Origin of the sequence: Actinocorallia aurantiaca (assembly GCF_039533685.1) — a bacterium.
In the GTDB taxonomy this organism is placed as follows: domain Bacteria; phylum Actinomycetota; class Actinomycetes; order Streptosporangiales; family Streptosporangiaceae; genus Actinocorallia; species Actinocorallia aurantiaca.
The window spans coordinates 626,101-638,914 of sequence record NZ_BAAATZ010000006.1 but is presented as its reverse complement, the minus strand read 5'-3'; the positions used below and the strand labels follow the sequence as shown (position 1 = coordinate 638,914).

The 12,814-nt window shown below is 71.2% G+C and carries 11 protein-coding genes; 9 read left to right on the top strand and 2 right to left on the bottom strand.

Annotated features, from left to right (window positions below; translation table 11 throughout):
- Positions 1 to 161: 161 nt before the first annotated feature.
- The 6 genes from ABD327_RS09975 to ABD327_RS09950 all read left to right on the top strand — a co-directional run bounded on the left by ABD327_RS09975 (position 162) and on the right by ABD327_RS09950 (position 7,204).
- Positions 162 to 1,409 (top strand): glycosyltransferase family 2 protein, encoded by a 1,248-nt coding sequence (locus tag ABD327_RS09975; protein ID WP_344449973.1) that lies wholly within the window; start codon positions 162 to 164, stop codon positions 1,407 to 1,409.
- Between the two features lie 155 nt (positions 1,410 to 1,564).
- Positions 1,565 to 3,088: a hypothetical protein gene (locus ABD327_RS09970; RefSeq protein WP_344449972.1), complete on the top strand. Its 1,524-nt coding sequence runs from the start codon at positions 1,565 to 1,567 to the stop codon at positions 3,086 to 3,088.
- A gap of 51 nt (positions 3,089 to 3,139) precedes the next feature.
- Positions 3,140 to 3,676, top strand: a complete 537-nt coding sequence (locus ABD327_RS09965) for a dihydrofolate reductase family protein (RefSeq protein ID WP_344449971.1) — start codon at positions 3,140 to 3,142, stop codon at positions 3,674 to 3,676.
- Between the two features lie 43 nt (positions 3,677 to 3,719).
- On the top strand, positions 3,720 to 5,510 hold the full coding sequence (gene metG / locus ABD327_RS09960) for a methionine--tRNA ligase (protein WP_344449970.1): 1,791 nt from the start codon (positions 3,720 to 3,722) through the stop codon (positions 5,508 to 5,510).
- Complete coding sequence (locus ABD327_RS09955; protein ID WP_425547083.1) at positions 5,500 to 6,354, top strand: TatD family hydrolase; 855 nt, start codon at positions 5,500 to 5,502, stop codon at positions 6,352 to 6,354. Before metG ends, ABD327_RS09955 begins: the two co-directional genes overlap by 11 nt.
- Before the next feature lie 103 nt (positions 6,355 to 6,457).
- Positions 6,458 to 7,204, top strand: a complete 747-nt coding sequence (locus tag ABD327_RS09950) for a transglycosylase family protein (RefSeq protein WP_344449969.1) — start codon at positions 6,458 to 6,460, stop codon at positions 7,202 to 7,204.
- Positions 7,205 to 7,217: 13 nt separating this feature from the next.
- Here the strand turns inward: ABD327_RS09950 and ABD327_RS09945 are convergent, their stop codons facing one another.
- Positions 7,218 to 8,534, bottom strand: a complete 1,317-nt coding sequence (locus ABD327_RS09945; RefSeq protein ID WP_344449968.1) for a TolB family protein — start codon at positions 8,532 to 8,534, stop codon at positions 7,218 to 7,220.
- The gene (locus tag ABD327_RS09940; protein ID WP_344449967.1) at positions 8,531 to 9,085 is read right to left on the bottom strand and encodes a SigE family RNA polymerase sigma factor; all 555 of its coding nucleotides are present in this window, start codon (positions 9,083 to 9,085) and stop codon (positions 8,531 to 8,533) included. The genes ABD327_RS09945 and ABD327_RS09940 overlap by 4 nt, the downstream gene beginning before the upstream one ends.
- 86 nt (positions 9,086 to 9,171) lie before the next feature.
- Here ABD327_RS09940 and rsmA point away from each other — a divergent pair, with 86 nt between their 5' ends.
- From rsmA to ABD327_RS09925, 3 genes are all read left to right on the top strand, one after another.
- Entirely contained in the window at positions 9,172 to 10,044 is an 873-nt protein-coding gene (gene rsmA / locus ABD327_RS09935; RefSeq protein WP_344449966.1) for a 16S rRNA (adenine(1518)-N(6)/adenine(1519)-N(6))-dimethyltransferase RsmA, read from the top strand.
- A gap of 8 nt (positions 10,045 to 10,052) precedes the next feature.
- Positions 10,053 to 10,952: a 4-(cytidine 5'-diphospho)-2-C-methyl-D-erythritol kinase gene (locus tag ABD327_RS09930; RefSeq protein WP_344449965.1), complete on the top strand. Its 900-nt coding sequence runs from the start codon at positions 10,053 to 10,055 to the stop codon at positions 10,950 to 10,952.
- A 73-nt stretch (positions 10,953 to 11,025) separates the two neighbouring features.
- Positions 11,026 to 12,801, top strand: coding sequence for an ABC-F family ATP-binding cassette domain-containing protein (locus ABD327_RS09925; protein WP_344449964.1), 1,776 nt, complete (start codon positions 11,026 to 11,028; stop codon positions 12,799 to 12,801).
- The last annotated feature ends 13 nt before the right edge of the window (positions 12,802 to 12,814 follow it).

Below are 12,814 nucleotides of genomic sequence, written 5' to 3'. Positions count from 1 at the left end.
GATCCAGATCTCGTCGGTCCGATCCATGGGCCTGACCTGCACGAACCGCGACGACGGGTCGCGGTCCACGGTTGCGGCTTGGCAACGGCGCCGATGTGCGGTCAGAATGCCCGGCACCATACTTCACCAGGCCCAGTCGAAATCCTAAGGAGCCCTTTCCCATGGAACTGTCCGTGGTGATGCCTTGTCTGAACGAGGCTGAGACCGTGGAGACCTGCGTCCGCAAGGCAGTGGGTTTCCTGGAGGAGCACGGCATCGACGGCGAGGTCATCGTCGCGGACAACGGGTCCACCGACGGCTCGCAGGCGCTGGCCGAAGCGGCGGGGGCCCGGGTCGTCCCGGTGGTGCTCAAGGGCTACGGCAACGCGCTGATGGGCGGCATCCGGGCCGCGAAGGGCACCTATGTGATCATGGGCGACGCCGACGACTCCTACGACTTCACCGCGCTCATGCCCTTCGTCGAGAAGCTGCGCGAGGGCGCCGACCTGGTGATGGGCAACCGCTTCGAGGGCGGGATCGAGCCGGGCGCCATGCCGCCGCTCCACCGCTACCTGGGCAATCCGGTCCTGTCGTTCGTCGGGCGGCTGTTCTTCGGCTCCAAGATCGGCGACTTCCACTGCGGGCTGCGCGGCTTCCGCCGGGACACCGCGCTGGCGCTGGGCCTGCAGTCGTCCGGCATGGAGTTCGCCTCCGAGCTGGTGGTCAAGATGACCCTCGCCGACGCGAAGATCACCGAGGTGCCGACCACCCTGAAGAAGGACGGCCGGTCCCGTCCCCCGCACCTCAACACCTGGCGGGACGGCTGGCGGCACCTGCGCTTCCTGCTGCTCTACAGCCCCCGCTGGCTGTTCCTCATCCCCGGCCTGGTCCTGATGACGGTGGGGCTGGTCTCCGGGGTGGCGCTGGCGGTCAAGCCGATCGAGATCCGGGGCGTCGTGTTCGACGTCGACACCCTGGTGGGCGCCTCGGCCGCGGTGGTGATCGGCTTCCAGGGGGTGGTGTTCTCCCTGCTCACCAAGGCCTACGGCGTCGCCGAGGGCTTCCTGCCGGCCGACCGCAGGGCCAACTGGCTGCTGAACTCCTGGAGCTTCGAGAAGGGCCTGATCGTCGGCGGGGTGCTGGCGGTCGCGGGCCTGGCCGGGGTCGGCGTCTCGGTCGTGCACTGGCACGGCGCCCAGTTCGGCGAGCTCAACGCCCGGGAGACCCTGCGCATGGTCGTCCCGTCGGCGACCGCGCTGATGATGAGCTGCCAGATGATCCTGGGGACGGCGTTCCTGTCGATCCTGGGCATCCGCCGCTCCAGCCACCCGGGCACCGAGGACGGCGCGCACGAGACGCTCACCGTGGCGGACGCCGTGCGCAAGCAGGACCGCGAGCCGGCGCCCGAGCCGGTGCCGGTGGAGGACTGAGCAGGGGCCGGCCGTGCGGGACGGCACCTGAACGGGAACAAACGGGAACAGGGATTGCGATAGCGCAACGACCGTCCTGTTTCGTCCGACGGTGAACCTCCGATAAGGGAGATTGAGCGCCAAAGCTACTCTTAAGTAAACTCGGGGGTGGGATCGTGACGGAGTCGCCGAAGTGGCGGAAGCTGCAGAAGATGCTTCCGCCCGTGCCGGACCGTGCGGGCCTCCTCGCGTCCGCCCGGCGCCACCGCGTCTTCCTCGCCCTCCTGGGCCTGGCCCTCCTGCTGCGGATCATCACACTCCTCGGCTACCGGTGGGCCATCTGGTTCCCCGACTCCTACCCGTACGTGGACGTGGCCCTGCACCCGCGGCCCGACCCCGTCCGGACCTTCGGCTACCCGCTGCTCCTGATGGTCCTGCGGCCCCTGCACAGCGTCGGGGCCGTGGTGGTCGTCCAGCACCTGATGGGCCTGGCCGCCGCGGGCGTCCTGTACGCGCTGCTGCGCCGCCCGCACCTCTTCCGCGGGAAACGGGCCCTGCCGGGCTGGGCGGCGGCGCTGGCCGTCACCCCGGTGCTGTTCGACGGCAACCAGATCGAGCTGGAGCACCTGCTGCTGTCGGACACCTACTTCCTGCTGCTGGTGACCGCCGCGGCGGCCCTGGTGCTGTGGAGCCCGAAGCCGTCGGCCCGGCAGGTGGTCGCCGCGGGCCTGCTGCTCAGCCTCGCCATCATCACCCGGACCATCGGCACGCCGCTGCTGATCATCCTGCTGGTGTTCCTGGTGATCCGCGGGGTCGGCTGGAGGCTGGTCGCCGGAGGGCTGGCCGCCGCCGTCGTCCCGATCGCCGCCTACTGCGGCTGGTACGCCTCGGAGAACGGGTCGTTCGCGCTCAGCGGCACCGACGGCGTCTTCCTCTACAGCCGCACCATGACGTTCGCGGACTGCGACAAGTTCGGCGACAGGCTGCCCGTCGACGCCTACGCCCTGTGCGACAGCACCCCGCCCGAACAGCGGCCCGTCTCCCACTTCTACGTGTGGGAGGAGAGCCAGATCTTCCGCTACCCGGGCGGCATCTTCGCGCCCTACAAGAGCGACCTGGCCCGCACCTTCGCCAAGGAGGCGATCGTCGCCCAGCCCGGCGACTACCTGAAGGCCTTCCTCACCGACTTCGGGCGGACGTTCCGCTGGGACCGCCCGATCTACCCCGACCCGAAGACCTACAGCTACTACGTCTTCCCCGAGGAGACCCAGGAGTACTGGCCCGGCAAGGCCGACATGGCCGCCCAGTACGACGACCAGAGCACCGCCACGCGGGTCGTCGAACCGTACGCGGGCTTCATGCGCGGCTACCAGAAGGCCGTCCACCTGCCCGGAACGGTCCTGGGCGTCCTGCTGCTGATCGGCCTCGGCGGCATCCTCGCCCGCTGGCGCTCCTGGGGAGGGGTCGCGCTGCTCCCGTTCGGCTACGCCATGGCCCTGCTGGTGATCCCGCCCGCCACCGTGCTGTTCGACTACAGGTACGTCCTGCCGGCCGTCCCGTTCGCCGCCGTGGCCGCCGCGATCGCCCTGCGGGACCTGGACGCCTGGCGGCGCTCCCGCGGGGCCCCGGACGCCGAAGGGGCCTCCGGGCCCGCCGAGCCCGAGGGGCGGAAGGAACCGCGCGTCGCCGTGGTGTCGTAACCGGGTGCCGGGCGGGGCCCCCGCGGGTAGGGCATACGGCGGAGGCAGGCCATGAACCGGATCTTCTCGTTCCACATAGTGAGCGTCGACGGCTACTACCAGGGTCCCGAAGGGGAGTTCGACTGGCCGAACACCGACGAGCAGTTCAACGAGTTCGCGGTCGCCCAGCTGCGGGAGATCGACACGCTCGTCTTCGGGCGCAGGACGTATGAGCACATGGCCGCCTACTGGCCCACGGCCGAGGCCCTGGAGGACGATCCCGAGGTGGCGGGGCTGATGAACTCCTACGCCAAGATCGTCGTCTCCCACACCCTGACCGCCGCCGGCTGGCACAACACCGAGGTGATCACCGATCCGGCGCTGCTGCGGTCGCGGCCCGGCACGCTGGCCGTCTTCGGCAGCTCGGAGCTGACCACCTCGCTGCTGGCCGCCCGCCTGATCGACGAGCTGCGCGTCATGGTCCACCCGGTGGTGCTGGGGGCGGGCCGGCCCCTCTTCCACACCGCGACCCGCAGGCACCCCCTGGCCCTCGCCCAGAGCCGCACCTTCTCGTCCGGGAACGTGCTGCTGACCTACCGGCCGGCCTGAGCAACGGTTCGGCGGCGGCACGCGCAAGCCGTAGGCTTGGACCATGTCATCGCCGTCCCGCCACATCCTGACCGCCCCCGCCTGGCCGTACGCGAACGGCCCGCGCCACATCGGGCACGTCTCCGGTTTCGCCCTGCCGTGCGACATGTTCAGCAGGTACCAGCGCATGCTGGGCAACCAGGTGCTCATGGTCTCCGGGACGGACGAACACGGGACCCCGATCCAGGTCCAGGCGGACAAGGAGGGCGTGACGGCCCGCGAGCTGGCCGACCGCTACAACCGGGTGATCGTCGAGGACCTGCACGGGCTCGGCATGTCCTACGACCTGTTCACCAGGACCTCCACCGAGAACCACTACGCCGTCGTCCAGGAGATCTTCAAGGGCCTGTACGACAACGGCTACATCTTCCCCGAGACGACGATGGGCGCGATCTCGCCGTCCACCGGCCGCACCCTGCCCGACCGCTACATCGAGGGCACCTGCCCCCGGTGCGGCTACGACGGCGCCCGCGGCGACCAGTGCGACAACTGCGGCAACCAGCTCGACCCGATCGACCTGATCAATCCGGTCAGCAAGATCAACGGCGAGACCCCGAACTTCGTGGAGACCGAGCACTTCATGCTCGACCTGCCGGCCTTCACCGAGGTGCTGGGCCGCTGGCTGCGCGGCAAGGAGGGCGACTGGCGCCCCAACGTGCTGCGGTTCTCGCTCAACCTGCTGGAGGACCTCCAGCCCCGGGCGATCTCCCGCGACCTGGACTGGGGCGTGCCGATCCCGCTGGACGGCTGGCGCGACCAGCCCAACAAGCGGCTGTACGTCTGGTTCGACGCGGTCGTCGGCTACTTCAGCGCCTCGGTCGAGTGGGCCCGCCGCACCGGCGACCCCGAGCGCTGGCGCGAGTGGTGGCAGAACCCCGAGGCCCTGGCGTACTACTTCATGGGCAAGGACAACATCGTCTTCCACACCGAGATCTGGCCGGCGATGCTGCTGGGCTACAACGGCGAGGGCGCCAAGGACGGCACGCCCGGCTCGCTGGGCAGGCTGAACCTGCCGGACGAGGTGGTCTCCAGCGAGTTCCTGACCATGGAGGGCAAGAAGTTCTCCTCCTCGCGCCAGGTCGTGATCTACGTCAAGGACTTCCTGGACCGCTACGACGTGGACGCCCTGCGGTACTACATCGCGGTGGCCGGCCCGGAGAACCAGGACACCGACTTCACCTGGCAGCAGTTCGTCGACCGCAACAACGGCGAACTGGTCGCCCAGTGGGGCAACCTCGTCAACCGCAGCGTCTCCATGGCGGCCAAGGAGTTCGAGACGATCCCCGAGGCCAAGGACCTCACCGAGGCCGACCACGCGGTGCTGGAGTTCGGCCGCGCCGCGTTCGCGAAGGTCGGCGCGGAGTTGAACCGCTCCCGGTTCAAGAACGCCATCACCGAGGCGTTCGAGGTGGTCCGCGAGGCCAACCGCTACCTCGCCGAGCAGGAGCCCTGGAAGATCAAGGACGACCCGGTGCGCAAGGGCACGATCCTGCACGTGGCGCTCCAGTCCGTCTGGGACGCCAAGACCCTGCTCACCCCGTTCCTGCCCAACAGCTCGCAGAAGGTCTTCGAGATGCTCGGCGGCCAGGGCGTCTGGTCCGGCATGCCGCGGATCGACGAGGTGTCCGAGGGCGAGCGGACCTACCCGGTGATCACCGGTGACTACACCACGGCCCAGGCCCGCTGGGAGCACCAGCCGATCACCGCGGGCACCCCGCTGCAGCGGCCCGTCCCGCTCTTCCCCAAGCTGGACCAGAGCGTCGTGGAAGAGGAGCTGGCCCGCCTTGGAGCCTGAGGGGCCGAAGACGGCGGAGGGGCGGAGGAAGGCGGGTAAGGCCGCCAAGGCCCCGGAGCCCGTCCCGGTGCTCCCCGTGGACGTCTTCGACAGCCACTGCCATCTCGACATGCTCGAGATGACGGTGGCCGAGGCGGTCGAGAAGGCCCGCCAGGCGGGCATCCGGCGGATCATGACGATCGGCTGCGACCTGCCGTCCTCGGAGTGGGCTGTGAAGGCCGCCTCCGAGCATCCCGACGTGTACGCGGGGGTGGCGATCCACCCCAACGACACCAAGGGCCTCACCGACGACGTCCTGGCCCGGATCGCGGAGCTGGCGCGCGATCCGCGGGTCGTCGCGGTGGGGGAGACCGGCCTGGACTACTACCGCGACCACGCCTCCCGCGAGGAGCAGCAGAGCTCGTTCCGCGCCCACATCGCCATCGCCAAGGAGACCGGCAAGGCCCTGGTCATCCACGACCGCGAGGCCCACGACGACGTCCTGCGCCTCCTGGACACCGAGGGCGCCCCGGACAAGGTGGTCTTCCACTGCTTCTCGGGCGACGCCGCGATGGCCGAGGTCTGTGCCGACAAGGGCTACGTGATGAGCTTCGCGGGCAACGTGACGTTCAAGAACGCGCAGCCGCTGCGCGACGCCCTGGCCGTCGCGCCCCTGGACCTCCTGCTGGTGGAGACCGACGCCCCGTTCATGGCGCCGGTCCCCTACCGGGGCAAGCCGAACGCCTCCCACCTGATCCCCTTCACCGTCCACCTCATGGCCGAGGTCAAGGGAGTCCCGGTGGAGGAGCTGTGCTCGGCCATCGCCGGGACGGGCTCGCGTTTGTTCGGCTTCCCCGAGGGGTAGATCGGGGAAAGACCCGGGAGATCCTCGCCTGACACGCGACAAACCGACACGTTGCGTCATTCGGCCCTCACGCTACGGGTTCGGCCCCTAATGTTCTGTGACCGTGACTCGTAGTGGAAGGCATGCGGCGGGCAGGCCCCCGAGCCGAGCCCTGCCCGTCGTCGGGGCGGCGTTCCTGCTGGCCCTCGCGGCCGGCGGATGGTCCCTGTTCGCCCAGACCCCTTCGGAGGCCGAGCAGCTCGCCCTCGCGGGCGAGCAGAGCACCATGGTCCTGCCGCCCGCCCTCCGGACGGTGACCGCGGCCCCGGCACGGCCCGAAGGCGGCGCCCGGCGCCAGTCCCGGACCGCCGGCCCCGGATCGCGCCCGCACGAGGCCTTCGAGGCGGACGAGGAGCTCACCTCCCACCCGATGATCACCCCGCCCGAGGTCCCCACCGTGGTGATGCCCACGGCCGCTCCCGCGCGTCCCGAGCCCGAGGTCCCCGAACTCCAGCCCAAGACCACCGCGGTCGAGAAGCTCGGGCACCTCACCGACTCCGCCGCCGAAGGGCTGGCCTCCGAGCTGAGGGCGGCCGAGGCGAAGGTCCGCGAGCTGAAGGCCGCCGACCTCAACTGGGACGCCGTGGCCCGCTGCGCCTCCCGCAACGACCCCAAGGCCGTCACCCCCGGCGGCGAGCACGGCCTCTACCACTTCACCCTCGAGAACTGGCGCTCCGTCGGCGGCACCGGCCTCCCCAGCGAGGCCGCCCCCGCCGAGCAGACCAGGCGCGCCCAGCTCCTGTACGCCCGCGAAGGCGGCCGCTGGGAGTCCCTCTGGCCCCAGTGCGGCCGCCTTCTCTTTCTCAAGTGACGGCGGGCGCCGCTCAGTCGACGGCCTCCAGGTCCACGATCAGGTGGCCGTCCTCCACCGGAGTGGCGTACATCCGCGAGCCCGTCCCCTTCAGGAGGGAGTAGGTGGCGTCACCGTCCGACAGCATCGGGGCGATCGACCCGACCCGCCCCGTCCGGAGGTCGTGCACCAGGATCCGGGCCTTGTCCCCCGAGCCGGTGGTGCTCAGGGCGAACCGGTCGAGGGCCACCCTCCCGTTCACCAGGCGGCCGGGCAGGAGGGCCATGCGGTTCCCGTCCCTGCTCGTGACCGACCTCCCGTCCTGGGAGAGGCACCAGGTGATCCCGCAGTCCCAGTTCGTGTCCCCGTCCTCGAGGGTCGTGGACCTCTTCTCCCCGGTCTCCAGATTTCGCAGTTCCCGATGGGTGATATGCGCTTTGCCCCCGTCCTGTGAGCGGTCGCGGACCGGGCCGCCCGCCCAGGGCCACTGCACCAGCAGCTCTTTCTCGGTGCCCGGGACCAGTTCGGCGGGACCCCCGGTGAGCGGCGCGGTGTGGACCCCGCCCAGGGAACCCGACCAGTAGATCTTTCCGCCGGAGACGGCGAGGTCGACGATCCCGGGGGAGACCGGATCGACCGTGGTGCCGTCTTTCGCGGAGGCGGTGGCGCCGTCTTTCGCGGAGGCCGAGGCGGTGGCGCCGTCGCCGGTCTCGCCGGGGATCCGCTCGACCGTCGCGACCGCGGCGCCCCCCTCCACGGGGACGGACCAGATCGTGCTGGTCCCGTCGGTGGAGGCGGTGTACCAGATGATCTTCCCGTCGCCGACGGTGAACCCGGACGCGAAGATCTTGGTCTTCTTCGGCGTCACCACATCGGTGATCTTTCTGGCCTCGCCCGTCGCCAGGTCGTAGGCGTACAGGACCGAGGTCTTCTCGAACTTCGACCAGGCGTTGACCAGGACCGTCCGCTCGTCGATCAGCGCCTGGGGCTCGATCTCGGTCCCGTTCGGCAGTTCGGTCGGGATCCGGTGCACGGCCTCCGGCCACAGCTTCTCGATCGGAGTGATCTCGAACGGGCTCTCCTTCTCCTGTCCGGGCGTGGAGGCGGCCGGGTTCAACGACCCCGAGGGAACCACCGTTCCGCCGTCGTCCGGCCACACGCCGAACGTGGTTCCGCCCAGGACGAGCGCCATCGCGGCGGCCGCTCCGGTCATCCGGGCCCGGCGTCGCTTGCGGTATCGGGTCTCCACCCGCTCGACCAGGTCGGGGGCTGGTGCGGGGGCCTTTCCCGCGTACCGTTCGAGGGTTCGGTTGAGGGTGTCTTCCAGGTTCTCCACGGGCTGCCCGGTCATCGGGTGCTCCCTTCCATGACGGCCGGGTTCCAGGCCCGGCGCAGTTTCTCCAGGGCGCGGGAGGCCTGGCTGCGGACCGTCCCCCGCGAGATGCCGAGCTGGGCGGCGATCTCCTCGTCGCTGAGCACCTCGTAGTAGCGCAGCACCAGGACCGCGCGCTGCCGTCGCGGCAGCGTCTCCAGCGCCCGCCAGAGCACGTCGTCGGACGGCGCCGGATCGGTGTAGGAGCCTTCGGGGACCAGGTCCGTGAGGGTCTCCCGGCGGGTCCGCCGCCAGAGCGAGACGTGCTGGCGGGCCATGGTGGTCCGCACGTAGCCCTCGGGGTCGCGCTTGTTGATCACTCGGGGCCAGGCTCCCCGGAGCTTGAGCAGGGCGTCCTGGACGAGATCGGCGGCGTCGTGCGGGTTGCCGCTGAGCACGTAGCCGTAACGCAGCAGGGACTGCGCGCGGGAGGCCACGAATTCCTCGTAGGTGTCATTCACCGGCTGACGACCGCCTGACGGCGTGCTGCCGGTGGCCGGATGCATGCTGGTGCGTGCTGAACGATCCACAGGGGTCCTCCTTCATGACCGGGACGCCGCGGGGCGCCCAACTGTTGCAGGGGAGAGGCACCCGATCCCTCTGGGAGAATCGAGGGGTGGGGGACGACGAGACCGCTGAGCGGGAGACGGCGCTGCTGGGCGCCGCTGACATCCGGGAGATCGCGGCTGCCTTGGGGGTCCGGCCCACCAAGCAGCTCGGCCAGAACTTCGTGGTGGACGCCAACACGGTGCGGCGGATCGTCCGGACGGCCGGGCTGACGCCCGAGGACGTGGTGATCGAGGTCGGGCCGGGGCTGGGGTCGCTGACCCTGGCGCTGCTCCCGGAGGCGGCCCGGACGGTGGCGGTCGAGCTGGATCCGGTGCTGGCGCAGGCGCTGCCGGCGACGGTCCAGGGCCGCGCGCCGAAGCTGGCCTCTCGGCTGGAGGTCGTCCACGGCGACGCCATGCGGATCGGGGAGATCCCCGGGCCGCCGCCGACGGCGCTGGTCGCCAACCTCCCCTACAACGTCGCGGTCCCGGTGGTCCTGCACCTGCTGGAGCTGCTGCCGTCGCTGCGCAAGGGCCTGGTGATGGTGCAGGCCGAGGTGGGGGAGCGGCTGGCGGCCCGGCCCGGGAGCAAGATCTACGGGGTGCCGTCGGTGAAGATGGCCTGGTACGCCGAGGCGCGGCGGGCCGGGAACGTGGGGCGCGCCGTGTTCTGGCCGGCGCCCAACGTGGACTCGGCGCTGGTCGCCTTCACCCGCAGGGAGCCGCCTTCGACCAGCGCGTCGAGGGAAGAGGTCTTCGCGGTGGTCGACGCGGCGTTCGCCCAGCGGCGCAAGACGCTGCGGGCCGCGCTCGCCGGGTGGGCGGGTTCGGCGCCGCTGGCCGAGCGGGTGCTGCGCGCCGCGGACGTCGATCCCACCGCGCGTGGTGAGATGCTCGACGTCCATGCATTTGCCCGTATAGCCGAACATCGTCTGATCTGAGGTCCAGCATGTCCGTGACCGTCAAGGTCCCCGCCAAAGTCAATCTCCAGCTCGGCGTGGGGCCGCTGCGCGACGACGGCTACCACGACCTGGTGAACGTCTTCCACGCGGTCTCGCTGTTCGACGAGGTGACCGTGACGCCGGGCCCTCTGGCGGTGACGGTCGCCGGGGCCTCCGTCGAGGGCGTGCCCACCGGCCCGGACAACCTCGCGGCCAAGGCGGTCGTGCGGCTCGCCGGGCACCTGGGCCGCGCGCCCGAGGCGTCCGTCCACATCGAGAAGGCGATCCCGGTGGCGGGCGGCATGGCGGGGGGCAGCGCGGACGCCGCGGCGGCCCTGCTGGCCTGCGCCCGCCTGTGGGAGGCCGACGTCCCCCTGCCGGTCCTCATGGACCTGGCCGCCGACCTCGGCAGCGACGTCCCGTTCGCGCTGCTGGGCGGTACCGCCGTCGGGCTGGGCCGGGGCGAGCGGCTGACCCCGCTTTCGTGCGAGGGCGAGTTCCACTGGGTCTTCGCGCTGGCCGACGGCGGCCTGTCCACCCCGGCCGTCTTCGCCGAGTGCGACCGGCTGCGCGCCGCCTTCGAGGCGGAGGCCGGCTGGCCGCACGAGTCCCCCGACCTGCTGGCCGCCCTGGCCTCGGGCGACGCGAAGGCGCTCGGCGCGGCGCTCACCAACGACCTGCAGCCCGCGGCCCTCAGCCTCCGGCCGTCCCTGGGCCGCACCCTGGCCGCGGGACGGGAGTTCGGCGCGCTCGGCGAGCTGGTCTCCGGGTCCGGGCCCACCTGCGCGTTCCTGGCCGCCGACGCCGAGCACGCCGCCGAGCTCGCCGCGGCCCTGGCGGAGGCGGGCGTGGCCCGCGCGCTGGCCGCCGCCACGGGGCCGGTCCCGGGCGCCCACGTCCTGTCCTGACCCCCGTCCGAACCGGCACGGGCGTCCGGGCCGGTCCATGCCGTCTCTCGGCGGTATTAGCCTGGTGGATGCCGTGAATCTGATCAATCTTGAGAACGTCTCCAAGGCCTACGGGCCGGAACCACTGCTCGACGGGGTCTCCCTGGGCGTCGAGTCGGGCATGCGCATCGGTGTCGTCGGCCGCAACGGAGGCGGCAAGTCGACCCTGATGGCGATCATGGCCCGCCGGCTCGAGGCCGACTCCGGGCGGGTCACCCACACCGGCGGGCTGCGCCTGGCCTACCTCCTGCAGCGCGACGAGTTCGGCCCGGACGCCACCGTCCGCTCGGTGGTGCTGGGCGACCGGGCCGAGCACGAATGGGCCGGGGACACCCGGATCCGCGACGTGCTCGCCGGGCTGCTGACGGGCCTGGACCTCGACGCCCCGCTGTCGGGCATGTCCGGCGGGGAGCGCCGCAGGGTGGCGCTCGCCGCGCTGCTGGCGCCCGAATCCGACATGATCATGCTGGACGAGCCCACCAACCACCTCGACATCGAGGCGATCACCTGGCTGGCCCGCCACCTGCGGGCCCGCAAGGAGTCCCTCGCGATCGTCACCCACGACCGCTGGTTCCTCGACGAGGTCACCGACCGCACCTGGGAGGTCGTGGACGGCCGGATCGAGCGGTATGAGGGCGGCTACTCGGCCTACGTGCTGGCCAAGGCCGAGCGGACGCGGATCGCCGACTCCGCCGAGTCCAAGCGCCAGAACCTCATGCGCAAGGAGCTGGCCTGGCTGCGGCGGGGCCCGCAGGCCCGCACGTCCAAGCCGAAGTTCCGGGTGGACGCCGCGCAGGCGCTGATCGCCGACGTGCCGCCGCTGCGCGACAAGGTGGAGCTGACGAAGTTCGCCACGGCCCGCCTGGGCAAGACCGTCTACGACGTCGAGGACGTCACCCTGCACCTGGGCGGCGAGCCGGTCTTCGAGCACGTGACGTGGCGGCTGGGCCCCGGAGACAGGATCGGCCTGGTCGGGATCAACGGCAGCGGCAAGACGACGATGCTGCGGCTGCTGGCGGGAACCGTCCAGCCGGAGAGCGGCCGGATCGTGCGCGGCAAGACCGTCGCCCTGGCCCACCTGTCGCAGGAGCTGGCCGAGCTGGACCCGCAGCGGCGGGTCCTGGAGTCGGTGGAGGAGATCGCGCGCCGGATCACCGTGGGCAAGCGCGAGTGGACGGCCGGGCAGCTGCTGGAGCGGCTCGGCTTCCGCGCCGACGCCCAGTGGAAGCCGGTCGGCGACCTCTCCGGCGGCGAGCGGCGGCGCCTGCAGATCCTGCGGCTGCTCATGGGCGAGCCGAACGTCATGCTGCTGGACGAGCCGACGAACGACCTGGACATCGAGACCCTCACCGAGCTGGAGGACATCCTCGACGGCTGGCCCGGCACCCTGGTGGTGGTCAGCCACGACAGGTACTTCCTGGAGCGGGTCACCGACGTCGTCTACGCCCTGCTGGGCGACGGCACCATCCGGATGCTCACCGGCGGCGTCGACGAGTACCTCCAGCGGGTGGAGGCCGGCACCGTCTCGGCGGTCCGGAACGCCCCCTCGGCCGTGGAGCAGGCGTCGTCCCCGGGCGAGGCGAAGCCCGTCCAGCAGGCCAAGCTCGACTGGAAGACCCAGAAGGAGCTGGACAGGCTGGAGCGCAGGCTCGGCAAGCTGTCCCAGCGCGAGGAGCAGCTGCACGCGGAGATGGCCGGGGCGGCCACGGATCACTCACGCCTGATGAAGCTGGACGAGGAGCTGAAGGCGGTGCTGGCCGAGAAGGACGAGGTCGAGATGGCCTGGCTGGAGCTGGCCGACGCCGACTGAGGACCGGAGCCCG